Genomic DNA, 24724 nt, shown 5'->3' on the forward strand with positions numbered 1-24724 from the left:
GTTCATTTTTGGACATTACTTTTCATTTTATTAAGTTCTACTTTTATTTTTTCAATACTTTTTTCTAATAAATCATAATCATTTTGATTTTGTTTAGAAAGGGAATTTTGATCTTGTAAATAAGAGATATAAGCACTATTTAAAGAGAGCATATCTCCTAGAGTTGTTAAAAAAGCGCCAATAATGGCCTGTTCATCATTTGAAAAACATTCATTAAATGATTGTGAAATGATAACAATCATCTGATTAAGTAAAACAGTATTCATGTAAGGTAGAGACATATAATCACCAATATATTATATGTATCAAAAGATGAGTTGACTGAACGAAATAAATATTTATTGATAAAAAATATAGTTATTAAAATAAAAAACTATTGACAAACAAAAAAAGAGGTATAATATATAGACATACATATAAATGAGCGATGAACAAGATACGATTTTACATCCGCTTCCTATAGAGAACATTCGGTTGGTGGAAAGAATGTAGGTAATGATATAAGACCATCACTTGTGAGCTATTATCTTGAAATAAAAGTAGGGAAATCGTAATTTCTGCGTTAAAGAAATAGCATTATAAAAAGATGTGAAGGGGCGATTAAATATCGCAATCTAAGTGGTACCGCGGAACAAGGTTTTCGTCTTAGCGTAAAGTTAAGCGAAAACCTTTTTATATGTGATGATTGATTTAAAAGAGGGGGATTCATTTATGAATGGTTTACTATTACTTGGATTAAGTGCTTTAATTTTAGTAGTGGCTTATTTATTCTATGGTCGTTACTTAGTTAAAACATGGGGAATTGATCCAAAAGCAACAACACCTGCTGTTGCAAAAGAAGATGGGACAGACTTTGTACCTACAAACAAATGGTCAGTCTTTGCTCATCAATTCTCATCAATTGCAGGAGCTGGACCTGTAACTGGACCAGTTATGGCAATGATGTTTGGTTGGCTACCAGCCTTTTTATGGGTTATCGTTGGTGGTGTATTCTTTGGTGCTGTACAAGATTTTGGAGCACTTTATGCTTCTGTTAAAACAGAAGGAAAATCAATGGGACAAATCATTGAAAAATATATTGGACGTAAAGGTAAAAAATTATTTTTCTTATTTTGTTGGATTTTTACATTAATTGTTATTGCAGCTTTCGCTGATATGGTTGCTGGAACATTTAATGGAATTAGTGCTGATGGAGCTAAACTTGCACCAAATGCGAGTGCTGCTTCAATTTCAATTTTATATGTTTTCGTAGCAATGGCCTTTGGTTTATTCTTGAAAAAAGTTAAACTAGAAGGTTTACCAAAAGTGATTCTTGGTATTGCTTTAATTATTGCTATGTTAGCACTTGGAATTATGTTTCCAGTATATGCTACTAAAACAACTTGGATTTATGTTGTCTTTGTATATATTTTCTTTGCTTCAGTTACACCTATGTGGTTACTTAAAACACCACGTGATTATTTAACAACATTCTTATTCATTGGAATGATCGTTGCTGCTGTAATTGGTGTATTTGTAAGCAATCCAACAATTACAACACCTGCTTTTGTAGGATTTAAATCTGCTTCAGGAAGTTATATCTTCCCAACATTATTTGTTACAATTGCTTGTGGTGCCGTTTCTGGTTTCCATTCACTTGTCTCATCTGAAACAAGTTCAAAATTAGTAGAAAACGAAAAAGATATGTTACAAGTTGGTTATGGTTCTATGTTACTTGAATCATTACTTGCTATCTTAGTTATCGTTATTGTTGGTGCTTTACCAAACTTAAAAGCATCGGGTGTCTTAGATAGTACACTTGCTAATATGGCTTTAGCTGATACAGCGACACCATTTACTAAATTCTCAGCTGGTGTTACTGGTTTAGTTGCTCAACTTGGTTTACCTCAATCATGGGGATTATGCATTATGACAATGTTTGTTTCAGCTCTTGCTTTAACTTCATTAGATGCTGTTGCAAGAATTTCAAGAATGTCTTTCCAAGAATTCTTTGAAGTAGAAGAAGGACAAGAACCAAGTGGTTTAGTTAAAGTTTTAACTAATAAATACGTTTCAACAATTATTTCTTTAGTTTGTGGATATTTATTAAGTTTAGGTGGATATGTTAATATTTGGCCATTATTCGGATCAGCTAACCAATTATTAGCTGCAATGGTTTTAATTTCATTAGCTGTTTTCTTAAAAGTTACTGGAAGAAAAGGATTTATGTTATATATCCCAATGGTATTAATGTTTATCGTTACAATGACAGCATTAGTACAAGCTATCTATGGAATCGTTATGAAATTATTTGTAACAGGTGGATTTGTTTTAATGGTTGATGGTTTACAATTAGTAGTCGCAATCTTACTTGTTGCATTAGGATTAATGATTGGTTTCAACTCAGGAAGTAAACTTGTTAAAGAAAAATAAAGATAATAAAAAAGCTTCATGATGAAGCTTTTTTTGTGTTTTAGTTCATATAAGAACCACCATTTATATCTATACCTTGACCAGTAATATATTTAGAGGCATCACTTGCTAGAAAGGCAATAACTTCTGCAACATCCTCTGTTTCACCTAAACGTCCAAGTGGGATACCAGCAGCACTGTAATTTGTATTAGCTGTCATATTTGTGTTGATGACACTAGGACAAACAGCGTTAACATTAATATTATAAGTTCCTAAAACTTTTGCATAACTTTTTGTAGCAGATAAAAGACCACCTTTACTTGCAGCATAACTTACAGAAGAAGCGATACCTCCAATTCGTGCAGCCACAGAAGAAATGTTTATGATCTTTCCATATTTTTGTTTTTTCATAGTTTTGATGGCTTCTCTCATACATAAATGAGCACCTCTTAAATTAATATTCATGCACCAATCCCATTTATCAGCATCCAAATCTTCAATAGGGGTTGTTGGACAAACACCAGCTCCATTAACTAAAATATGAAATGTTGGCATTTTTTCTAATGCAAATTCAAATAGATGTTCAATATCTTCAGGATTAGAAACATCTACTTTGCATGGATAACAGTGACATCCTGTTCCTTCTTCTAGTTTTTTAGCACTTTCTGTTGCTTGCTCAATATTTAAATCAGCTAAAACAACACCAGATAATCCTTTTTTTGCAAGTGCTTTTGCAGCTTCGTAACTGATTCCGCCAGCTCCTCCAGTAACAACAGCATATTTTCCTTCAAATTCTTTATTCATAAATATAATCCTCCTTATCTTTATTATAAAAACAAAAAATAGATAAATCTAATAGATATTAAGAAGAAAATTTATAGATATATTTTATAGAAATTAGGTATTTTTATTTAAGATGTTTTGTTGTGTATTTGACGATAATTAGTATATAATAGTTATCAAAAAGGAAGTGTCAAAATGGAAAAAGAAAATATATACGCTAAAAGAATAGATCAAGTACAAATGTCATCTATTCGTGTTGTTATGGAAAAGGTTGAAAAATTAAAAAGTCAAGGGAAAAGTGTTGTATCTTTATGTGCAGGAGAACCTGATTTTAATACACCAGAAGGCATCAAAAAAGCAACAATTGAGGCTTTAAATGATAACCAAACACATTATAGTTCTAATCGAGGATATTTAGGTTTAAGACAAAAAGTATCACAACTTTTAAAACAACAAACAACCATTGATTATGATAGCGACCAAGAAATTATTATGACATGTGGTTGTAGTGAAGCCATCAATAATACGTGTCAGGCTTTTATTGATGAAGGGGACGAAGTTATTATTTTTACACCAGCCTTTGTTTCTTATCAAAATACAGTTTTATTATGTAAAGGAATTCCTGTAGAAATTCCTTTAAAGCCAAGCAATGGATTTCAAATAGATCTAGATGAAGTTAAAAATAAAATAACAGACAAAACAAAAATGATTATTATTAATAATCCAAATAATCCAACTGGAGCTGTTTATCAAAAGGAAACATTAGAAAAGGTATGCCAACTAGCTCGAGAAAACAATATTTTAATATTAGCTGATGAAATTTATAATCAACTCGATTATGAAAAGCAATATGTTTCTATTGCCTCATTTGAAAACATGAAAGATTATACAATTATTGTTAATGGTTTTTCTAAAGCGTATGCTATGACAGGGTGGCGAATGGGATATATTGCTTCTAGTCAAGAAAATATAGAGCCTATTTTAAAAGTACATCAATATACAACAACATCACAAATGACATTTGCGCAAATAGGAATGGCAAAAGCAATTGATCAAGAAGATGTAAAAGAAGAAGTTCAACATATGGTAGATACTTTCCATGAAAGAAGAACATTTATTATGGAACAATTAGATCAATGTGAAAGTCTTTCATACATTAAACCTCATGGGGCTTTCTATATTATGGTTGATGTTTCTAAAACGGGGCTTAATGGGCAAGAATTTGCGGATAAGTTACTTGATTATGGCGTAGCTGTTGTACCAGCAAGTGGTTTTGGTAAGGACTTTATTGATTTTGTTAGAATTTCTTTTGCTTCATCTAAAGAAAATATTGAAGAAGCATTTGTTAGAATTAAAAAACTTTTATCAGATGTAAAAAAAGCTCAAGATTAATTTCTTTGAGCTTTTTTGTCTTTCTTTATCTGATACATTAAAGCATCCGCTTGATTAATAGCTGTTTCAAAATCATCATTTTGATGTGCTAAATAATATCCAATACTTGTTGAAAGTGAAAAAGGATATTTTTTTGTTTTATTAAAAGAAAATTTGAATACCTACAGGTTAGTGAAAATTAAATTCTATAAGCACCGATTGGACGGCGTTCATGAAGCTGAATTGAATACATGGATTTTCCATCCGTTCTATAATTAGATTAGAAATCAGATGGAGGTATAACCACATGTCAAATAAAGTATTAAAGCCAAAGAAAGCTTCTCTTTATCAGTTCACTCAAAATTATTCAAACAATATTGGTAACTGTATTGAATTCTTCAAATCCATGAAATGGCCTGGGGGATTTTCATGTGACCGTTGCGGATGTCATAAGTATTACCTAGTCAAGCGTGTAGGAAAGACCAAGACTTCATATGTTCTTGAATGTAGCTCATGCCATAAGCAACATTCTCTGCTTTCAGGCACTATTTTTCAGAGCTGCAAACTTGATCTATACAAACTTCTGTTAGGTGTTTTCCTTTTCCTTAATGAAAATAAAGGAATCAGTGCAATAAATTTATGTTCAATACTAGATGTTAACCACAAGACTGCACTTCTTCTAGAGAACAAGTGTAGAATCTTATGTCACTAAGCAATTCAGAGAAGCTGCTCAACAGCCTTTTCTATGAGGCGGATGTCTTTAATATTGGTGCAAAATCCAAGAATAATGCGGGTCGTGCAAGTGAGCAACAGCCTATTCTTGGTATTCTATCTACAGATAAAGGGAATAACTATCCCCGATTTATTAAGTTAAGACGCATCAATGATTATACTGGTCTGTCACTTAAGAAAAATATAGAACAATGTTGTATATTAACACATGCTGCATTGCTTAATACAGATGGCGAGAAAGGCTTTAATACATTAAATGAAGAGATTCAGGTAAAGAACGAGAAGATCAGCTACGAAGAAAAGAATCATAGACTACTCTGGTTAAATATAATAATCGGTAATATTAAAAATAATATTACTGGTATATATCATGGAATAACTAAAAGAGAGATGCCTTTATTCCTGAATGAACAGGAGTATAGATTTAACCACAGAAATATGCGAAAGACTGTTATGGATAAAATCAAGAAATACCTACAGAAATCATTTCCTATCAGTCATAGACAGATAGTATATATCCTGAATATTTCTGCTCCACATTTCTCTTAAATCGTCACCTGTTGATTATGGGGATTCAAAAAACATTATCATTTTATAATTTATAACTGTCAATCCGCCTTACAAAAAATGCGTTTTCGATTTGATACACATCTACATGGTGACTATCCTCTAACCAAACTACATTTTCAACATATATTTTATCACTTCTAAAATCTATACTTACACTATCAATGTTAAATGATGATTTATTAAAGAAAGAGTAAACAAAAATAACCGTAAAAGATAACAGTCCTATACCAATTCCTGATAAAATAATTTGAAAAAATTTTATAATAGAATTTTTTTGTGCTTTTAATATATCAATTGCTATAAAAGTAATAGGTATAAAAAATAAATCTATTAAGAGAACTATATTTATTACTATACTAATGAACGGATGAAAGTAGACAAATTTGTCTAGTCTAGAGTTAATAAGATATTCTATCAAAACAATACTCAATGATATAATATACCACACTAAAGTTCTTCTTTTATTATTCATATGACTAAAATAAGCAATTATTTCTTTAAAAACTTTCATCAAAAATTTCCTCCATATATATCATATTCAAAATTAGATCTTTTTAAGAAAAACGTAATTAATATAATTAATTTTGATTAAATTACCCATAATCAACAGGTCAATCCAATTATTGAAACCATTTTTACACATAAAAGCCAAAAAAATTTAAACTATCATTTCTTATTTTGATAATCACCTGTGGAATGTGGGTATTCAAAAAAGAAAACACTTCATCAGTTATTTTTGTAGAAAGATCTTTCGATGAATAATTGGTAATGATAACAAATTCATCACCACCATAACGAATCGCAATATCTTCTTTAGAAATGACTTTTAAAATAATAGAAGCAATTTCTTTAATAGCACTATCACCCATATCATGTCCATAAAGATCGTTTGTTTTTTTCATAAAATCCATATCAATAAAATAAATCAATGCTTGTTGATCTTTTTCAATGAGTTGATAATAAAGTTTTTTTCTAGTTGATTCATAAATTAAATCCTTTCGTTTGCCATAGGCGGAAACCCACTACCTTCAGATGGGTTAATGAATCTTTAACATAAAGATTTTCTAATTCCTTGTTTAATAAACTTAAAACATGTTTTTTTCGTATACTTTTAATAGTAAGACCTAATAGCTTTAAGATAATTGTCATATAATTAATAGAAATATTTTTTGAGTAATTATCAAAAGCTAAATAACCAATAGCGACACCATTATTACTTAAAGAAGTATAAATCATATAACGTGATTTATATTCTTGAGGAAGAACTTCTTTTTTAGAAAATTCTTGATAGATATGTTTTTCATCAGGTGAATTTTTGTGATAAGTCATACCCATTAAATACATTTTATCAGAAAAATGAATAATATTTTCAGACATTTCATCAATATATTTTGAATTCATAACCAGATAAATTTGTTTATATCCAAAATTTTGTGATTCTTTTTCAAAAACATCAAATAAATCATAAAAATGAGATGTCTGAGATAAGAGTGTTTCTAAACGTTCTGTTGATTCAAAAAAACAATTACTATGATAAGTATAAGATAAATATTCTTTTTTTAATTCAGGATCATCTTTTTCATTTGTTGGATAACCACAACTCGCACCTTCAATGATTTGAATATCTTCTAAATCTTTAGTTGCTTGTAAAAAGTCTGCTTTTCTAAGTCGTGCTTCTCTTGAAGACATAGGTCCAGAAACATAAGCTACTTTTTGACAATTTCTTTCAGCTGAAATTGTTTGAGTAAGTTTATAAATGGCTTGTTGATTGTCTGTTCCTACATAAACGCAATCTTTAATAGGATCGTTAATAGAAACAACAGGAATATGATATTTATGAGCTTCATCAATCATTTGTTGGCGATAATCTTTATAAAAATTGGAGTTTGTTTGAAAAATCAAAACGTCATAATCTTTAATATCGGGAAGCTTATAGAGTTTTAATAAGCTATCCATAGGGTGAACAAGACCGTAATTTCCAAAGATTTCAAACATATCAATGGATATATCTTGATAATCATTTAAAAATTGATTGATCGCATTTTGTTTTTCTTGGGCAATTTCAAAAAGCCAATCAGATGAAAAAAAAGCAATTTTATAAGTCATAGAAATGCCTCCTTATCTATAATTATATCATCTTTTTGGTAGCGAAAGAATATTGACGGTTTTAAAATAACAGTGTTATAATAACAGTGTTATTTAATGATGGGGGGGCAATCTATGAGGCAAGAAACCGTAGGTGTTACAGAAAACCTATTAAAAAGTGCAACAGAAGAATTTTTAGAAAAAGGATTTATGAAAGCAAGTCTAAGAAATATATCTGCCAAAAGCGGAGTTAGTACAAATTCTATTTATACTTGTTTTAAAGATAAAGAAGGTTTGTTTTCAGCAATCGTCAAAGAAACAGCGGATGGGTTGATGGATATTTATCTCGAGAGTATTCAAAAAGCAACTTATAGTCCTGATCTTAATCAAGCTAATTATGAAGGAGAGGAAGGCACAGATTTTGTTTTAGATTATATTTATCAACATTTTACAGAGTTTAAATTGATTTTTTGTTGTTCTACCGGTTCTCAATATGAACATTTTTTAGATGAACTTGGAAAAATCGAAGAATCCTATTACCAAGAGCTTGTTGATAAATATGGTAAAGAAGGTTTTACAGTAGATCCATTCTTTATTCATGTATTTTGCCGGGCAGGATGGCAAACGATGTATGAACTTGTTGCACATGATTGTTCCTATAAAGAAGCTCAATCATTTATGAATAGCACAAAGTTATTTAATGTTGCTGGCTGGAAAGCAGTTATGGGAATTGATGAGTAAATAGACAGGGAAACCTGTCTAAAGTTAACATCGATAGTTAGCAAAAACTAACCAATAGGAGGGATTTTATGAAAGAAAAGAAAGAGAGTACATTATCGAAGTTAATGCACTTTGCAGGAAATCATAAGTATTATGTTTATGCTTCATGTATTTTAGCTGCAATCAGCGCCTTTATTGCTTTGGTTCCTTTTTATGATATGTGGCGTATCATCAAAGAGGTATTAGAAGTAAGACCAAACTTTAATGAAGCAATCCATATCAAAAGTTATGGATGGCATGCAGTTTTATTTGCGTTATTAGCTATGGTTTTTTATATCGCAGCCTTAATGTGTTCGCATAAAGCAGCCTTTAGAGTACAAGCGACAATGAGAACGAAAATGATGGAACACATTATGAAACTTCCTCTTGGCTATGTTGAAAGTCAAGGAAGTGGAAAAATTAGAAAAATCGTAATGGAATCAAGTGCGGCAACAGAAACCTTTTTAGCACATAATGTGCCAGATAAAGTTGTTTCTAAAGCAACACCAATTGGTTTACTTATTATGATGGCAATCTTTGATTGGCGACTAGGTTTAATGAGTCTTATTCCAGCAATTATTGCTTTTGTCTTAATGTTTACAGCGATGATGGGACCAAAGATGGCAGAAGATATGAAACAATATCAAAATGCTTTGGAAACGATGTCATCAGAAGCTGTTGAATATGTAAGAGGGGTACCTGTTGTTAAAACATTTGGACAAACAATTTTCTCTTTTAAAAGATTTAAAGAAGCAATTGATGAATATGAAAAATGGACGTTAGATTATACAAAGAGTATGATGAAACCAATGGTATGTTTTACAACTTTTGCTAATGGAATCTTTGCGGCATTAATTATTGCTGCTTATTTATTTGCAGGAAATACTATTACAGATCAATTTATTTTGAATCTCTTTTTCTATATTTTAATTACATCTATTTTAACAACGACTTTAATGAAAGTAGCTTATGCCGGTGAATCGCAAATGCTTGTAGAAGATGCTTTAAATCGTATGAATTCAATTATGAATGTACAACCTTTACCTGAAAGTAAACAAATACAAGTACCAAGTGATGCTTCTATTGATTTAGAAAATGTCAGCTTTACGTATCAAGATGCTTCTACTAAAGCCATTGACAACTTAAGTATGCATATTAAAGCAGGAGAACATATTGCTTTAGTTGGACCAAGTGGTGGTGGTAAAACAACTGTAGCTTCTCTTATTTCTCGTTTTTGGGATGTAAATGAAGGAAGTATTAAAATAGGACATGTTGATGTTAAAGATATTGAACAAAAAGAATTAATGAATCAAGTATCTTATGTTTTCCAAGATAGTCGTTTACTTAAAATGAGTATTTTAGAAAATATTCGTATGTCAAGACCAGAAGCAAGCGATGAAGAAGTCATTCAAGCTTTAAAGGATGCTCAATGTCAAGATATTATTGATAAATTTCCTGATGGAGTTCATACAGTTATAGGTTCAAAAGGTGTTTATGTTTCCGGTGGGGAAAGTCAAAGATTATCGATTGCTAGAGCCTTTTTAAAGAATGCGCCAATTCTTATTTTAGATGAAGCATCAGCCTTTGCTGATCCTGATAATGAAGTGCTTGTTCAAAAAGCTTTTGAAAAACTTGCAAAAGATAAAACGGTTGTTATGATTGCTCATCGTTTATCAACGATTACAAATGCAGATTGTATTTATGTATTAGAAAATGGACATATTGTTGAAAGTGGTAAACATGAAGAATTATTAGAAACAAAAGGTGTTTATGAACATATGTGGCATCAATATAATCAATCTGTAAAATGGAAAGTACAAAAGGGGGATGAAGAATAATGATTGAAAAATTAAAACATAAATATGCTTTATCTTCTAAAGGAGCCAATGACATGGCAAGAGCTTTTGTGGCAGTGACACTTTCTAACCTTGTTTTAATGCTTCCTGTGGGATTACTTTATATATTATCATCTTATTTATTAAATCAACAATTACCTAAAGAAAAATTAACGTTCTTTATTGTAGCAATTATTGTAATCTTGATTTGTATTGCTTTAACTACAATTTTTCAATATCGTGCTACTTTTTTATCAACATATATTGAAAGTGGTGTTAGACGTCGTACACTTGCAGAAAAGTTAAGAAAACTTCCTTTATCTTATTTTGGTAAAAAAGATTTAGCGGATCTTACAAATACGATTATGTCTGACTGTGCTCTTTTAGAAACAGCAAGTTCTCATTGGATTCCTGAATTAATAGGAGCCATGATTTCAACGACAATTATTGTCATTAGTTTATTTTTCTTTGATTTTCGTATGGCACTTGCTGCTGTTTGGGTGATGCCTATTGCTTTTGCGATTGTTCTTTATTCAAGAAAAGCATTACGAAAAACACATGAAAAAACCAATGAATATCGTATTAATTGTTTAGATAGTATTCAAGAAGGTTTAGAAACATTAAGAGATTTAAGATCGAATAATATGTGTGATACGTATATGGAATCTCTTAATAAAAAAATCAAAGCTGTAGAAAATCATGCTATCTTTGCGGAATTTACCAATGCGGCTTTTGTTTGCAGTGCTCAAATGATTTTAAAACTTGGCATGGGAACAGTTGCACTCGTAGGAAGTTATTTATTAGTCAAAGGTGAAATCACAGTTCTTACATTCTTTATGTTTTTACTTGTTGTAACACGTATGTATGAACCTTTACAAATTTCTTTACAAAACTTATCTGCAATGATTAGTCTTGATACTAATTGTAAACGTATGGATGAGATTTTATCCCATGAAGAACAAACAGGAGTTGATACACTTACAAATGAAGGTTATGATATTGTATTTGATCATGTGGCTTTCTCTTATAATCAAAAAGAAAAAGTATTATCAGATGTATCATTTGTCGCAAAACAAGGAGAAGTTACAGCTTTAATTGGACCAAGTGGTGGCGGTAAAACAACTATTTCTCGACTTGCAGCACGTTTTTGGGATGTCGATCAAGGAATGATTACAGTTGGTGGTATGGATATTTCAAAGGTTGAACCTGAAAAGCTTTTAGAACTTTATTCAATTGTTTTCCAAGATGTAACATTATTTAATAATACAGTTATGGAAAATATTCGTATTGGTAAAAAAGATGCAACGGATGAAGAAGTAATTGCTGCAGCAAAATTAGCGCATTGTGATGAATTTGTTGAAAAAATGCCTGATCAATGGAATACAATGATTGGTGAAAATGGTTCTGAATTATCAGGAGGACAACGACAAAGAATTTCTATTGCTAGAGCCTTCTTAAAAGATGCTCCAATTATCTTAATGGATGAAGCAACAGCTTCATTAGATGTAGATAATGAATCATTGATTCAAGAATCTATTTCTAAATTAATTGAAAATAAAACAGTTTTAGTTATTGCGCATCGAATGAGAACAGTAGATGGTGTTGATAAAATTGTTGTTTTAAAAGAGGGTGTTGTTGCTGAACAAGGGAAGCCACAAGAATTAAAACAACAAAAGGGGATTTATAAACATATGGTTGATATGCAAATGCAATCAAATGCATGGAAATATCAATAAATTTAAAAGGAAAACTTGAGTATTTTTGCTCAAGTTTTTTCTTTATATAGATACACTTTGGTAATAAAATACTTGCATGATAATAAATAATCATTTATACTGTATAACAAATTCATGAAATAGGGGGAATTGACATGATTGATACAGGGGATACAGGATTCATGATGATTTGTAGTGCACTCGTACTCTTGATGACACCAGGCCTTGCTTTTTTCTATGGCGGGATGGTTCGAAGAAAAAATGTTGTCAATACGATGATGACATCTATTTTTGTAATTGGTATTGCGACGGTTATGTGGGTTTTATTTGGTTACTCACTTGCTTTTGGAGTGGATCATTTAGGTATTATTGGTGATTTAAGTCATTTAGGACTTGTTGGTCTTACTGGTAAAGTTGGAGAGTATGCTTCAACAATTCCTGATTTGGGCTTTGCAATGTTTCAAATGATGTTTGCAATCATTACACCAGCTTTAATTACAGGGGCAGTTGCTGGTAGAATGAAATTTAAAGCTTTATTTTTATTTATTATTTTTTGGTCTACGCTTGTTTATTATCCAATGGCACATATGGTGTGGGGAATTGGGGGATTTCTTGCTAAAATAGGTTCTGTTGATTTCGCTGGAGGAAATGTTGTTCATATTTCTTCAGGAGTAAGCGCACTTGTTTTGTGTTTAGTTTTAGGAAAGAGAAAGGATTATGGAAAAGCCAATTATCGTATCCATAATATTCCTTTTGTTGTTTTAGGTGCAAGTTTACTTTTATTTGGATGGTTTGGCTTTAATGCCGGAAGTGCTTTAAAAGCGGATGGTCTTGCCATTCATGCTTTTGCGACAACAGCTATTTCTGCAGCATCTGGTATGCTTTCTTGGATGATGATGGATATTCTTATGGCTGAAAAGCCCACACTTGTAGGGTGTGTGACAGGTCTTTTTGTAGGACTTGTTGCTATTACGCCAGGAGCAGGTTTTGTACCTGTTTGGGCTTCATTGATCATTGGTTTTGTAGGAAGCCCAATTTGCTATTTTATGATTTCTAAAGTTAAACAAAAATTTGATTATGATGATGCTTTAGATGCTTTTGGTTGTCATGGTATTGGTGGTGTTTGGGGAGGACTTGCGACAGGCTTGTTTACTCAAAATTCTATTAATTCAGTAGCTAAGTGGAATGGTTTATTCTTTGGTGATACACACCTATTTATTGTACAAGTAATCAGCATTTTAGTAACAATTGTTGTAGCTGTTGTAGGAACACTTATTTGTATTGGACTTGTTTGTTTGTTTACACCTTTAAGAGTTGAAAAACGTGATGAACAAGTAGGTTTAGATTTATCTGAACACAATGAAACAGCTTATCCGTCATTTAATGGTTTAGATTAGGGGGAATGGAAAGTGATTAAAATAGAAGCGATTGTACGTGAAGAAAAATTAGAAGATGTTAAAGAAGCACTTTCAGAAATTGAAGTTCATGGAATTACAATTTATCAAGTGATGGGCTGTGGTAAACAAAAAGGATATCTTGAAATTGTTCGAGGACAAGAAGTTGAAATTAATATGCTTCCTAAAATTAAATTTGAAATTGTTGTAAGTGATGAAAATTGGGAAAAGAAGACAATTGAAGCTATTCAAAAAGCAGCTTATACAGGACATCCTGGAGATGGTAAGATCATCAGCTTTGATTTAAAAAGTGCTCTTCGTATTCGTACAGGGGAAACAGGAAAAGAAGCAATTAATTAAGAAAAATAGAGTTCAAATTGAATTGAACTCTATTTTAATTTGCTATTATAATTTGCAAATGAATGACTTGCTAAAAATTCATCAGCTTCTTTTATAAGATGATTTAACTTTTCATCTTCTACTTCTAAGCTTGAATCTTTTAATAATAAATGATTTTTAGCTTTTTCAATTGAGTAATAATTAAGTTCAGCCGCAAATCCTGGATTAGGTTAAATCATGCAACTGTTATAAGTTTCTAAAAGAGAGGCTAAAGAAATACCATGAGGTTTAACATCTTTGTATTGATTAAAATCAATATTTCCTAAAGGTCCACCTTGTTTATAAGCAACAGTTAATTTTTCAATGTATGCTTTTTCTTCATTTGATAAAGGTTGAAAGTCTTTCATGCTTTCAATATTTTGTTTGACTTGTGTCAAATTAGACATTCCTGATAAAATAGCAAGAACCCCATCTAATTCTCCACAGAAACGTAAGGCAAGAGAAGCATCTGCTGTTAAGTTACTATTTTTTGGCGGATTGGCAAGCATACCACCTTTAACAGGTTCCATAATAATTACTTGTTTTTGATGTTTTCTAATAACTTCAAAACATGCTTTTGCTTGAATAAATGCACTATTCCAATCATAGTAATTTAAAGCAATTTGAACCGCTTCAATTTCTGGATGTTCGCTTAAAATCAAATCAAGAACATCGGCACTATCATGGAAAGAAATAGCGATATGTATAATTTTTCCTGCTTTTTTCCATTCTTACATATGTTCAAACATTTTACAGCTTTTAACAACACTATTGTAATGATGAATATTCATATTGTGTAATAAGAAATAATCAAAATATTCAACACCACAGTTTTCTAATTGTTGATTAAAAATTTGGACAACTTCTTCCTTTTGAATAGAAAAAACTGGAAGTTTAGAAGCAATCCTATAACAATCATGAGGATGACGTTCTACTAAATATTTTTTAATAGCGTTTTCGCTATGTCCATTATGATAAACAAAACTTGTGTCAAAATAGTTGAATCCAACATCTAAAAAAGTATCAACCATTTGTTTTACTTGATCAAAATCAATATTTGTTGGATCTTCTAAAAGTTGAGGTAATCTCATCCAACCAAAACCTAAATTTTTTTCATTGAATTTCTTCCTTTCTAAGACTTTTCAAATAAATTATAAATTATTCTCTATTAATTAGAATAACCATCTAGGATACAATGTATTTACCAAAAGTAAATACTGAAAGATACCGTGTATAATCCTCTTTTAAAAACCTTTGTCTATGTAGTGAAATTGGGAAGTTTTTCTAAAGCAGCGAAAAAGATGTATATTACACCAGCAAGTGTCATGAAACAAATAAATGCATTAGAAGAACATCTCCATGTAAAATTAGTCAATCGTACCCATCGTGGCATTAAATTGACAGTATAGGGACAAAAAAGTTTATGATGAAGCTAAAATACTTATCGAAAATTCAGATAATTATTTAAATAAAATCCAAGAGAAAACATCTTCTATGATTCATATTGATTTATGTCATAGTATACCAACCTTATCTCAACGTTATAAATTGCGTGTTGTTCCTTATGAAGGTGATTATGATAAAATTATGGAAGTGTATCAATCATTAGGGACAAAATTTGATTTTTTAATTGGTGTGTTTAATTCAAATCCAATTCTTTCTTTTGCTTCTTGCAAACAATTAGGAACTTATAATGTTTGTGTAGCTCTGCCTAGAAGTCATCCACTAGCAAAAAAGAAAAAACTTTCAATTACGGATTTATATAATGAAAAACTTTTATGTGTCAGTAGTGGGGATTGTTTAAATATTGATGATTTTAGAAAGAATATGCAAATGTTTTATCCTCAAATTATTTTAGAGGATGTCGGTTACTTTTATGATTTAGATACATTCAATCGTTGTGAAGAAGAGGGCTGTCTTTTATTAACATTGGATGCTTGGGATAATATCCATCCTTCTTTAATTACTTTACCGGTTGAATGGGACTATCAGATGCCTTATGGTTTGCTTTATAAGAAGAATCCACCAAAACAAGTAAAAGATTGTTTAAAGGAATTGATAAATATGTCAAATAGAACAAAATTACAATTAGAAGATGCATTTAAAGAACTTTTATTAGAAAAAACATTTCGTAAAATAACGATTAAAGATCTTACGGATAAATGCCATATAAGTCGCATAGCTTTTTACTGTCATTTTCAAGATTTGTATGATTTAATAGAATGGATTTTAATAGAAGATGCTCGAAAAGCTTTGAATGAAAAGAAAAATTATGCGCATTGAAAAGAAGGACTTTCTAATATTTTTGAAGCGGTTTATATTAATAAACCATTTATTCTAAATGTCTATCATGATATTTCTCGAGATAAAATTGAAAAGATATGATTCAAACTTGTTCATGAATTGATAGAATCTGTTGTTGAAGAAAGAAGTAAAGATGTTTTGATTTTAAATCAACAAAAGGATTTTATTGCTCATTTTTATAAATATGGGTTTGTTGGTGTAATGTTGGATTGGATTGATTCGGGAATGGATGAAGATTATCAAATGATTCTAGATGATTTAGGAATGACGGTATTAGGAACAATCGATTTATCGATACAAAACTTTACAAATAGGAAGAAATGATAAAAAATTTATCATTTCTTTTTTATTGTAAATTTTATCTAAAATAAGGGAATGCTATGATTGAGGTGTAAAAAGAAAGGTGGAGTTGTTTATGAATCGTAAAAGTTTAACGATTGCTGCAACAACAGTGACGGCCGTTTCATCAGCAGTCCTTGTTGCTAAAAAAGTAAAGAATAATAAAAAGGATGAAAAGGTAAATACGTATCGAAATACAGAATTAGGAAAGTATGATAAAAATGATAAAGGAATTTATTATACAAATGGAAATTATGAAGCTTTTGCCAGACCTAAAAAACCAGAAAATGTTGAAAATAAAAATGCATATTTAATAGGAAGTGGTCTAGCAAGTTTAGCGGCAGCTTGTTTCTTGGTAAGAGATGGACAAATGCCTGGAAAAAATATTCATATTTTAGAAGCAATGGATATTGTTGGTGGTGCCTGTGATGGTATTTTTGATCCTTCTAGAGGTTATATCATGCGTGGTGGTCGTGAAATGGAAAATCATTTTGAATGTTTATGGGATCTATTTAGAAGTATTCCTTCACTAGAAATCAAAGATGCCAGTGTATTAGATGAATTTTATTGGTTAAATAAAGAAGATCCTAACTATTCTTTATGTCGAGCAACTATTAATAGAGGACAAGACGCTAAAACCAATGGACAATTTAATTTAAGTCAAAAAGGTTGCATGGAAATCATGAAACTGTTTATGACAAAAGATGAAGATCTTTATGATAAAACGATTGAAGATGTTTTTGATGAAGAAGTTTTTAATTCAACATTTTGGATGTATTGGCGTACCATGTTTGCCTTTGAAAATTGGCATAGTGCTTTAGAAATGAAACTTTATTTTCAACGTTTTATTCACCATATTTCGGGCTTACCTGATTTTAGCGCTTTAAAATTTACGCGTTATAATCAATATGAATCACTTATTTTACCAATGCAAAAGTATCTTGAAAAACATGGGGTTGATTTTCAATTTAACACAGAGGTAACGAATGTTTTATTTGATATTAAACCTGATAAAAAAGTTGCTAAAACGATTGAATGTAACGTAAAAGGAAAAGAAAAAAGAATTTCCCTTAGCGAAAATGATTTGGTTTTAATTACCAATGGAAGCTGTACAGAGGGTACAATTTATGGAGATCAAAATCATGCTCCTAATGGAAATGCAGAAATACGAACAAGTGGATGTTGGAATTTATGGAAAAATATTGCTAAACAAGATAAATCTTTTGGTCATCCTGAAAAATTCTGTAGTGATATTCAAAAAACAAATTGGGAATCGGCAACAGTTACAACATTAGATGATAAGATTATTCCCTATATTACGAATATTTGTAAAAGAGATCCTAAAACAGGACATGTTGTTACAGGAGGAATTGTCAGTTGTCAAGATTCATCATGGCTTTTAAGTTGGACCATTAATCGTCAAGGTCAATTTAAACAACAAGATAAAGATAAAGTCTGTGTGTGGGTTTATGGATTATTTACTGATACAATAGGAGATTATGTTAAAAAGCCAATGAAAGATTGTACAGGAAAAGAAATTACCATGGAATGGTTGTATCACCTTGGTGTTCCAGAAGAATTAATAGAAGACTATGCAACCAACAGTGCTATCTGTATACCAACTATGATGCCTTATATTACAGCTTTCTTTATGCCAAGAAGAAAAGAAGATCGTCCGGATGTTATTGTCAAAGATGCAATTAATTTTGCCTTTTTAGGACAATTTGCACATACACCAAGAGATACTGTATTTACTACAGAATATTCGGTAAGAACAGCGATGGAAGCTGTTTATGGTTTATTAGGTGTTGATCGAGGCGTTCCAGAAGTATGGGGCAGTGTTTATGATATTCGAGAACTTTTAGACAGTTCAGTAAAATTAATGGATGGTAAATCACCCTTAGAGATGAATTTAGGTCCTTTAAATATAATCAAAAAGCCTTTAATAAGAAGTATTAAAGGAACGGTTATTGAAAAATTATTAAAAGAGCATCAAATTTTAAAAGAAAATGAAAAGTAATTGATTTTTTACCATGAAATTTTAAAAACGTCAGGAAACATTTGATAAAGTATTTTACCAGCTTGTTGAGGAGACAAATCAAACTTACCAAGAATATAATGTTGGTACATGATAGAAGCGCCACCACAAAAAACATCTAATAAAAGAAGATCTTTATCTTCAAATTGGATGTTTTTTATTTTACACATCTCAATAAAGGTATTATAGGAATATTGGTAGATAAAATCTCCTAAAGAATTAATACCGGTATAATCAAAAGCATTTTTTAAATAATGAAGCTCTTTACTCATATTAAATAAATTAATGAAGACATCTTCATAATTGTGATTTTGACTACTATGCATATATTGGTCTAGAATCCTTTTATAATTATCATTCATTACGTCATATTTATCTTTATAGTGACGATAAAAAGAGGATGTTGAAACATGAGCTTCTTTATCTTCTCCTAAAACATATTTATCAATATATTTTTTTATTTCTTCTTCAAAAGGAAGAACATCTTTAGGAAATTCTTCATCGTTCATGTTTGAATTTTTATAACGATAAATGGTAATACTTTTTGTTTGTCAATCAACTGTATAAATTTTGCTGAAGTTATTTTCCAAAGCGTTAAAAATATCAATTATATTAAGAGGAAGATTATTATTTATTTCTTTGTTCATCTTAATCGCCACTTTCAAGTCATTTTTATTTAATTTATTATATCACGGTATGATTTGAAAAATAATCTAAATGATTAATAAGTATTTCAAATTACAATTTTTATATATTTGTTTGCCATGCGTTTAAATTATCTAATATATATTGATATACAAGCTGATTTTGCTTTTCGTTTAAAATTTCATGACGCATATTTTCAAAAAGATAGGAATCTACACACATATAACCTTTAGATTTTATGTTGGAAACAGCTTTGTTGAATTTTACTTCATTTGTAATGCAAGGATCATCTTTACCAGCAATAAATAAAATAGGTAAAGAGGGATTAGACATTGTCCATTTTTCATTATGATATGTATTTATTACAAGATTAAAGAGAGATTCAAAGCCATTTGCGGTAAAGGTAAAATAACATAAAGGATTTTTGTTATAAGAATCTACAATATTTTCATCACTACAAATCCAACTGTTAGGAATATCTGTATGAAACCTTTTATTAAAAGCTTGAAAACTTAAATTTTGAATTAATTGAGGACGATAATGATCATCTTTGACTTTTGAATAGATACGAGCTATTTTTGTTCCTATAGGAGCAAGAGGATTATCACTAGGACTTCCACAAACAATTAAACCATCAATATCTTGATCATACTTTTGGCAAAAACAGCGCACGACTAAAGACCCCATACTATGTCCTAAAAGATAGAGTGGGAGATAAGGATATTGTTGTTTAATCATCAAAGTAATTTGATGGAGATCTTCAACAATTGCTAGATGACCATTATCATAAAAATACCCCAAATCATTTTTGTCTTTTATACTTTTTCCATGCCCACGATGGTCATGAATAATACATAAATATCCTTGATTTGATAAGAAATTCATAAAGTCGATGTATCTCTCTTTATGCTCACACATACCATGAGAAATTTGTACAATTCCTTTTGGGCTTTCACAAGAAATAATAATGCCATCTAATTTTAGTTGATCATAATTTGATTTTATTTGAAAACTTTTGTACATATTTATCACCTAACTATATTATAACTAAAAAACAAATATTTTGATATGATAAAGAATTAATATAACAAAAAAAGTCTTGATAAAATCAAGACTTTTTAGCTTTTTTTAAGAAAATTCTAATTATTTACAAGCTTCTTCAATTGCAACAGCAACAGCTACAGTAGCTCCAACCATTGGGTTGTTACCCATACCGATTAATCCCATCATTTCTACGTGAGCAGGAACTGATGAAGAACCAGCAAATTGAGCATCACTGTGCATACGTCCCATAGTATCAGTCATACCATAAGAAGCAGGACCAGCAGCCATGTTATCAGGATGTAAAGTACGTCCAGTTCCACCACCAGATGCAACTGAGAAGTATTTTTTACCTTGTTCAATACATTCTTTTTTGTATGTTCCAGCAACAGGATGTTGGAAACGAGTAGGGTTAGTAGAGTTACCAGTGATTGATACATCTACACCTTCTTTATGCATGATAGCAACACCTTCACGTACGTCATCTGCACCATAGCAGTTAACTTTAGCACGTGGACCATCACTATAAGCAGTTCTAGATACTTCTTTAACTTCTCCAGTGAAATAATCGAATTGAGTTTCTACATAAGTGAAACCATTGATTCTTGAGATGATTTTAGCAGCATCTTTTCCTAAACCATTTAAGATAACTCTTAATGGATTTTTTCTTACTTTGTTAGCTTTTTCAGCAATTTTGATTGCACCTTCAGCAGCAGCGAAAGATTCATGTCCAGCTAAGAAAGCGAAACATTGAGTATTTTCGTTTAATAACATTGCTCCTAAGTTACCATGACCTAAACCTACTTTACGATCATCAGCAACAGATCCTGGAATACAGAATGATTGTAATCCAACACCGATTGTTTTAGCAGCATCTTCTGCTTTAGTATCACCATTTTTAATTGCCATAGCAGCACCAACTGTATATGCCCAACAAGCGTTTTCGAAACAAATTGGTTGTGTAGATTTTACGATATCATAAACGTTGATACCTTTTTCATCACAAATAGCTTTTGCTTCTTCGATTGATTTGATATCATATTTAGCTAATGCAGCGTTAATTTGATCAATTCTTCTTTCATAACTTTCAAATAATGCCATTTTTTCGTATCCTCCTATTATTCTTTTCTTGGATCGATGTATTTAGCAGCATCGTTGAATCTACCGTAGTTACCTTTAGCAGCTTCTAAAGCTTCATTAGCATCTTTTCCATCTTTAATCATTTCCATCATTCTACCTAAGTTAACGAATTCGTAACCGATAATTTCATCATTTGTATCTAAAGCGATACGAGTAATGTAACCTTCAGTTAATTCTAAGTAACGAGGTCCTTTTAATTTAGTAGAGTATGATGTACCTACCATTGATCTTAAACCTTTACCTAAGTCTTCAAGACCAGCACCTACAGGTAATCCACCTTCAGAGAATGCTGATTGAGTACGTCCATAAACGATTTGTAAGAATAATTCTCTCATAGCTGTGTTAATAGCGTCACAAACTAAGTCAGTATTTAAACCTTCTAATAAAGTTTTACCAACTAATGCTTCACTAGCCATAGCAGCAGAGTGAGTCATACCTGAGCATCCAACAGTTTCGATTAATGCTTCTTCAATGATACCTTCTTTAACATTTAAAGTAAGTTTACATGCACCTTGTTGTGGAGCACACCAACCAATACCATGTGTTAAACCAGAAATATCTTTGATTTCTCTTGAATATACCCATTTTCCTTCTTCAGGAATAGGAGCACATCCGTGTGATGCACCACGATTTACAGTGCACATTTCTTCAACTTCATGTGAATAAATCATTTTTTATTTTCTCCTTTCATCACATTAATGATCACAAACATTAAAAAAGAAATAACGTAAAACTACATAAATTTCTTCCTTCAGGTGAAGGAATTCACCTGAACAAATTATAAAGTGTCGATTAAAGAAAGTCAATGAAACAAGAAAGATAAATAAATGAAAAAAGAAATTTTTTTGTATCTATCAAAGAATATTTTATAAAAAAAGGGACAAAATAGTATTTGAAGTTGAAAAAAAGTAGTCAAAAAGGGTTGACACATAAGGTTAGTATATGCTAACTTATAGACAGTTAGTTACAGCTAACTTCGTGTTAATAAATCATTTTTTATTGATACCAGATCACAAACAAAAATCACAAACACAAACAAAACAAAAATGAAAGAAGGAAGTATTAAAATGGATTTAATTCAAAGTATTAAAGCACGCGAAGTATTAGACTCTCGTGGAAATCCAACTGTTGAAGTTGAAGTTAGAAGTGAATGTGGAGCTTTTGGTAGAGCAATCGTACCAAGTGGAGCTTCTACAGGAATTTATGAAGCAGTGGAATTAAGAGATGGAGACAAATCACGTTATTTAGGTAAAGGTGTTTTACAAGCTGTTAAAAATGTAAACGAAGTGATTGCTCCTGAATTATTAGGGTATGATGTTTTTGCTCAAAGAGAAATCGATCAGGCAATGATTGAATTAGATGGTACAGATAATAAAGGAAAACTTGGAGCAAATGCTATCTTAGGTGTTTCTCTTGCCGTTGCTAAATGTGCTGCTGATTCATTAGGTATGCCATTATATCGTTATATTGGTGGAGCAAATGCTCATGTTATTCCTACACCAATGATGAATATTATCAATGGTGGAGCACATGCTGATAACAACATTGATTTCCAAGAATTTATGATTATGCCAGTTTCAGCTCCTACATTCAAAGAAGCGATTCGTATGGGTGCTGAAGTATTCCATAATTTAAAAGCTGTATTACATGATAAAGGATTAAATACTGCTGTAGGTGACGAAGGTGGATTTGCTCCTAACTTAAAATCAAATGAAGAAGCTATTCAAACAGTTATCGAAGCTATTGAAAAAGCAGGTTATAAACCAGGTGTAGATGTTAAACTTGCAATGGATGTTGCTAGTTCAGAATTCTATAAAGATGGTAAATATGTTTTACCGGGTGAAGGAAATAGAACATTTACTTCAAAAGAGTTAGTTGATTTCTACGGTGAACTTGTTGAAAAATATCCAATTATTTCTATCGAAGATGGTCTTGATCAAGATGACTGGGACGGATGGAAATATTTAACTGAAAAATTAGGTAAAAAAGTACAATTAGTAGGGGATGACTTCTTTGTAACAAATACAAAACGTTTACAAGAAGGTATTGCTAAGAAAACTGCAAACTCTATCTTAATTAAAGTTAACCAAATTGGTACTTTAACTGAAACACTAGAAGCTATTCAAATGGCTCAAAAAGCAAACTATACTGCTGTTGTTTCTCATAGATCCGGTGAAACAGAAGATACAACAATTGCTGATATTGCTGTAGCTACAAATGCTGGACAAATTAAAACTGGTTCTGCATCAAGAACAGACCGTATTGCTAAATACAATCAATTATTAAGAATTGAAGATGAATTAGGAAAACAAAGCTTATATGGTGGCGTTGATTCATTCTATCAATTAGATAAATAATTTTGCTATTAAAAGATAATGTTGTTATATCCCTTTAACGATTAAATCGTAACTTCCCAATTTTAGACTAAATCATATAAGAAATATTATCTTTTAATAATATAGATAAAAAAGGTGATGTAAGTCATCTTTTTTGTAAATAAATTACATTCTTTATTTAATTAGAAGAAATTAATGAAAATAACTCTCTAAATATTTTAAAAAGGTATACAATTTTTATCCTATATATAAAATAAAGATTGTCATTTACTTAATAAATTAAATACCTTCCGTATTTTTTTGACTACTTGCGGAAATGACACGAAAATCATTTGCAGCTGCAAATGATTTTTTATATATAGACATGTAAATAAATTACATCATTTTAAAAAGTTAAAAAGAATGTTGTAAATAAAAAACAAAAACTAATGTAAGCCTTTAACAAAGAAAAATGTCACGTTATGATAATCATGTCAAAATTAATTAAGGGAGGAAATAATTATGGACAAAATGGCAGATGTCTTAGGTCGTGCTGGTGCATGGTGCGGTCAAAACAAATATTTATCTGCAATTAAAAATGCGTTCCAAAACTTCATGCCTTTAACAATCGCTGGGGCAATTGGGGTTTTATGGTGTAACGTATTGGTTAACGAAAGTACTGGGTTAGGTATCTTCTTCAAACCAATTATGGCTTTAGAATTCTTAAACCCAGCATTCCAAGCTGTTAACTTCTGTACAATCAGTTGTATCACAGTTGGTATCACTCTTGGTATTGCCCAAGAAATCGGTGTTTGGAACATGGGAGCTGAAAAAGCTGGTTACATTCCAGGTTTAGTAGGTTTAGCTGCATGGTTATCAGTTACAAAC

At 30.8% G+C, this 24724-nt stretch carries 22 protein-coding genes, 4 pseudogenes and 1 other annotated feature; of the genes and pseudogenes, 15 read left to right on the forward strand and 11 right to left on the reverse strand.

Annotation, left to right across the window (positions count from 1 at the left end; all coding sequences use genetic code 11):
* Nucleotides 1–2: 2 nt before the first annotated feature.
* Nucleotides 3–281, reverse strand: coding sequence for a hypothetical protein (locus LJD32_RS08495; protein ID WP_032090184.1), 279 nt, complete (start codon nt 279–281; stop codon nt 3–5).
* A gap of 137 nt (nt 282–418) precedes the next feature.
* Nucleotides 419–651: a binding site (T-box leader), on the forward strand.
* 60 nt (nt 652–711) lie between these two features.
* Here LJD32_RS08495 and LJD32_RS08500 point away from each other — a divergent pair.
* Nucleotides 712–2412: a carbon starvation protein A gene (locus LJD32_RS08500; RefSeq protein ID WP_048923931.1), complete on the forward strand. Its 1701-nt coding sequence runs from the start codon at nt 712–714 to the stop codon at nt 2410–2412.
* Between the two features lie 40 nt (nt 2413–2452).
* On the opposite strand, the gene LJD32_RS08505 is transcribed toward LJD32_RS08500, so the two are convergent.
* A complete protein-coding gene (locus LJD32_RS08505) occupies nt 2453–3196 on the reverse strand; it encodes an SDR family NAD(P)-dependent oxidoreductase (protein ID WP_227392158.1) in 744 nt (247 codons plus the stop codon).
* 174 nt (nt 3197–3370) lie between these two features.
* On the opposite strand from LJD32_RS08505, the gene LJD32_RS08510 reads away from it, so the two are divergent.
* Nucleotides 3371–4567: a pyridoxal phosphate-dependent aminotransferase gene (locus LJD32_RS08510; RefSeq protein ID WP_032090181.1), complete on the forward strand. Its 1197-nt coding sequence runs from the start codon at nt 3371–3373 to the stop codon at nt 4565–4567.
* Here the strand turns inward: LJD32_RS08510 and LJD32_RS15640 are convergent.
* Nucleotides 4564–4692, reverse strand: a pseudogene (locus LJD32_RS15640) (hypothetical protein); the annotation flags it as partial. The gene LJD32_RS08510 and the pseudogene LJD32_RS15640 sit on opposite strands and share 4 nt — an antisense overlap.
* Nucleotides 4693–4952: 260 nt before the next feature.
* On the opposite strand from LJD32_RS15640, the gene LJD32_RS15645 reads away from it, so the two are divergent.
* A complete protein-coding gene (locus tag LJD32_RS15645; RefSeq protein ID WP_412113425.1) occupies nt 4953–5258 on the forward strand; it encodes a transposase in 306 nt (101 codons plus the stop codon).
* Entirely contained in the window at nt 5249–5827 is a 579-nt protein-coding gene (locus LJD32_RS08525; RefSeq protein WP_175301702.1) for a transposase, read from the forward strand. The genes LJD32_RS15645 and LJD32_RS08525 overlap by 10 nt, the downstream gene beginning before the upstream one ends.
* A 43-nt stretch (nt 5828–5870) precedes the next feature.
* Here LJD32_RS08525 and LJD32_RS08530 read toward each other — a convergent pair whose 3' ends face one another.
* The 3 genes from LJD32_RS08530 to LJD32_RS08540 form a co-directional block, all read right to left on the reverse strand.
* Nucleotides 5871–6359: a hypothetical protein gene (locus LJD32_RS08530; RefSeq protein WP_032090178.1), complete on the reverse strand. Its 489-nt coding sequence runs from the start codon at nt 6357–6359 to the stop codon at nt 5871–5873.
* A gap of 124 nt (nt 6360–6483) precedes the next feature.
* The gene (locus LJD32_RS08535) at nt 6484–6837 is read right to left on the reverse strand and encodes a diguanylate cyclase (RefSeq protein WP_081918930.1); all 354 of its coding nucleotides are present in this window, start codon (nt 6835–6837) and stop codon (nt 6484–6486) included.
* A complete protein-coding gene (locus LJD32_RS08540; protein ID WP_227392159.1) occupies nt 6830–7954 on the reverse strand; it encodes a hypothetical protein in 1125 nt (374 codons plus the stop codon). The genes LJD32_RS08535 and LJD32_RS08540 overlap by 8 nt, the downstream gene beginning before the upstream one ends.
* A 114-nt stretch (nt 7955–8068) precedes the next feature.
* Between LJD32_RS08540 and LJD32_RS08545 the strand changes: the two genes are divergently transcribed.
* The 5 genes from LJD32_RS08545 to LJD32_RS08565 all read left to right on the forward strand — a co-directional run bounded on the left by LJD32_RS08545 (nt 8069) and on the right by LJD32_RS08565 (nt 13996).
* Nucleotides 8069–8674, forward strand: coding sequence for a TetR/AcrR family transcriptional regulator (locus LJD32_RS08545; protein WP_227392160.1), 606 nt, complete (start codon nt 8069–8071; stop codon nt 8672–8674).
* Nucleotides 8675–8742: 68 nt separating this feature from the next.
* Entirely contained in the window at nt 8743–10530 is a 1788-nt protein-coding gene (locus LJD32_RS08550; RefSeq protein ID WP_227392161.1) for an ABC transporter ATP-binding protein, read from the forward strand.
* Nucleotides 10530–12263: an ABC transporter ATP-binding protein gene (locus LJD32_RS08555; protein ID WP_227392162.1), complete on the forward strand. Its 1734-nt coding sequence runs from the start codon at nt 10530–10532 to the stop codon at nt 12261–12263. Before LJD32_RS08550 ends, LJD32_RS08555 begins: the two co-directional genes overlap by 1 nt.
* 134 nt (nt 12264–12397) lie before the next feature.
* Nucleotides 12398–13639: an ammonium transporter gene (locus LJD32_RS08560; protein ID WP_227392163.1), complete on the forward strand. Its 1242-nt coding sequence runs from the start codon at nt 12398–12400 to the stop codon at nt 13637–13639.
* Nucleotides 13640–13651: 12 nt separating this feature from the next.
* Nucleotides 13652–13996 (forward strand): P-II family nitrogen regulator, encoded by a 345-nt coding sequence (locus LJD32_RS08565; protein WP_227392164.1) that lies wholly within the window; start codon nt 13652–13654, stop codon nt 13994–13996.
* 209 nt (nt 13997–14205) lie between these two features.
* Here LJD32_RS08565 and LJD32_RS08570 read toward each other — a convergent pair.
* A pseudogene (locus LJD32_RS08570) lies at nt 14206–15108 on the reverse strand (aldo/keto reductase); the annotation flags it as partial.
* Between the two features lie 135 nt (nt 15109–15243).
* Here LJD32_RS08570 and LJD32_RS08575 point away from each other — a divergent pair.
* The 4 genes and pseudogenes from LJD32_RS08575 to LJD32_RS08590 all read left to right on the forward strand — a co-directional run bounded on the left by LJD32_RS08575 (nt 15244) and on the right by LJD32_RS08590 (nt 18677).
* Nucleotides 15244–15423, forward strand: coding sequence for a helix-turn-helix domain-containing protein (locus LJD32_RS08575; protein WP_227392165.1), 180 nt, complete (start codon nt 15244–15246; stop codon nt 15421–15423).
* Nucleotides 15424–15508: 85 nt separating this feature from the next.
* Nucleotides 15509–16297, forward strand: a complete 789-nt coding sequence (locus tag LJD32_RS08580; RefSeq protein ID WP_227392166.1) for a LysR substrate-binding domain-containing protein — start codon at nt 15509–15511, stop codon at nt 16295–16297.
* 114 nt (nt 16298–16411) lie between these two features.
* Nucleotides 16412–16642: pseudogene (locus tag LJD32_RS08585) on the forward strand (TetR-like C-terminal domain-containing protein); the annotation flags it as partial.
* 91 nt (nt 16643–16733) lie between these two features.
* On the forward strand, nt 16734–18677 hold the full coding sequence (locus tag LJD32_RS08590; RefSeq protein WP_227392168.1) for an oleate hydratase: 1944 nt from the start codon (nt 16734–16736) through the stop codon (nt 18675–18677).
* 8 nt (nt 18678–18685) lie between these two features.
* On the opposite strand, the gene LJD32_RS08595 is transcribed toward LJD32_RS08590, so the two are convergent.
* From LJD32_RS08595 to LJD32_RS08610, 4 genes are all read right to left on the reverse strand, one after another.
* A complete protein-coding gene (locus LJD32_RS08595) occupies nt 18686–19204 on the reverse strand; it encodes a TetR/AcrR family transcriptional regulator (protein ID WP_032090169.1) in 519 nt (172 codons plus the stop codon).
* A 238-nt stretch (nt 19205–19442) separates the two neighbouring features.
* Entirely contained in the window at nt 19443–20363 is a 921-nt protein-coding gene (locus LJD32_RS08600; RefSeq protein ID WP_227392169.1) for an alpha/beta fold hydrolase, read from the reverse strand.
* Between the two features lie 120 nt (nt 20364–20483).
* Nucleotides 20484–21482 (reverse strand): GGGtGRT protein, encoded by a 999-nt coding sequence (locus tag LJD32_RS08605; RefSeq protein ID WP_022001700.1) that lies wholly within the window; start codon nt 21480–21482, stop codon nt 20484–20486.
* A gap of 17 nt (nt 21483–21499) precedes the next feature.
* A complete protein-coding gene (locus LJD32_RS08610) occupies nt 21500–22192 on the reverse strand; it encodes an iron-sulfur cluster assembly scaffold protein (RefSeq protein ID WP_022001699.1) in 693 nt (230 codons plus the stop codon).
* Between the two features lie 396 nt (nt 22193–22588).
* Between LJD32_RS08610 and eno the strand changes: the two genes are divergently transcribed.
* Both eno and LJD32_RS08620 read left to right on the forward strand, forming a co-directional pair.
* On the forward strand, nt 22589–23878 hold the full coding sequence (gene eno / locus LJD32_RS08615; protein ID WP_032090167.1) for a phosphopyruvate hydratase: 1290 nt from the start codon (nt 22589–22591) through the stop codon (nt 23876–23878).
* A gap of 480 nt (nt 23879–24358) precedes the next feature.
* Nucleotides 24359–24724 (forward strand): annotated as a pseudogene (locus LJD32_RS08620) (PTS sugar transporter subunit IIC); the annotation flags it as partial.

Source organism: Faecalibacillus sp. TM498 (assembly GCF_020589955.1).
GTDB lineage: Bacteria > Bacillota_I > Bacilli_A > Erysipelotrichales > Coprobacillaceae > Faecalibacillus > Faecalibacillus intestinalis.

Bases quoted from the DNA above. Each gene is read 5' to 3' on its own strand.
- LJD32_RS08495 (WP_032090184.1), bottom strand. From the start codon at position 281: ATGTCTCTACCTTACATGAATACTGTTTTACTTAATCAGATGATTGTT.
- LJD32_RS08595 (WP_032090169.1), bottom strand. From the start codon at position 19,204: ATGAACGATGAAGAATTTCCTAAAGATGTTCTTCCTTTTGAAGAAGAA.
- LJD32_RS08550 (WP_227392161.1), top strand. From the start codon at position 8,743: ATGAAAGAAAAGAAAGAGAGTACATTATCGAAGTTAATGCACTTTGCA.
- eno (WP_032090167.1), top strand. From the start codon at position 22,589: ATGGATTTAATTCAAAGTATTAAAGCACGCGAAGTATTAGACTCTCGT.
- LJD32_RS15645 (WP_412113425.1), top strand. From the start codon at position 4,953: ATGAAATGGCCTGGGGGATTTTCATGTGACCGTTGCGGATGTCATAAG.
- LJD32_RS08530 (WP_032090178.1), bottom strand. From the start codon at position 6,359: ATGAAAGTTTTTAAAGAAATAATTGCTTATTTTAGTCATATGAATAAT.
- LJD32_RS08545 (WP_227392160.1), top strand. From the start codon at position 8,069: ATGAGGCAAGAAACCGTAGGTGTTACAGAAAACCTATTAAAAAGTGCA.
- LJD32_RS08600 (WP_227392169.1), bottom strand. From the start codon at position 20,363: ATGTACAAAAGTTTTCAAATAAAATCAAATTATGATCAACTAAAATTA.
- LJD32_RS08510 (WP_032090181.1), top strand. From the start codon at position 3,371: ATGGAAAAAGAAAATATATACGCTAAAAGAATAGATCAAGTACAAATG.
- LJD32_RS08580 (WP_227392166.1), top strand. From the start codon at position 15,509: ATGATTCATATTGATTTATGTCATAGTATACCAACCTTATCTCAACGT.
- LJD32_RS08605 (WP_022001700.1), bottom strand. From the start codon at position 21,482: ATGGCATTATTTGAAAGTTATGAAAGAAGAATTGATCAAATTAACGCT.
- LJD32_RS08555 (WP_227392162.1), top strand. From the start codon at position 10,530: ATGATTGAAAAATTAAAACATAAATATGCTTTATCTTCTAAAGGAGCC.
- LJD32_RS08505 (WP_227392158.1), bottom strand. From the start codon at position 3,196: ATGAATAAAGAATTTGAAGGAAAATATGCTGTTGTTACTGGAGGAGCT.
- LJD32_RS08525 (WP_175301702.1), top strand. From the start codon at position 5,249: ATGTCACTAAGCAATTCAGAGAAGCTGCTCAACAGCCTTTTCTATGAG.
- LJD32_RS08590 (WP_227392168.1), top strand. From the start codon at position 16,734: ATGAATCGTAAAAGTTTAACGATTGCTGCAACAACAGTGACGGCCGTT.
- LJD32_RS08540 (WP_227392159.1), bottom strand. From the start codon at position 7,954: ATGACTTATAAAATTGCTTTTTTTTCATCTGATTGGCTTTTTGAAATT.
- LJD32_RS08610 (WP_022001699.1), bottom strand. From the start codon at position 22,192: ATGATTTATTCACATGAAGTTGAAGAAATGTGCACTGTAAATCGTGGT.
- LJD32_RS08560 (WP_227392163.1), top strand. From the start codon at position 12,398: ATGATTGATACAGGGGATACAGGATTCATGATGATTTGTAGTGCACTC.
- LJD32_RS08500 (WP_048923931.1), top strand. From the start codon at position 712: ATGAATGGTTTACTATTACTTGGATTAAGTGCTTTAATTTTAGTAGTG.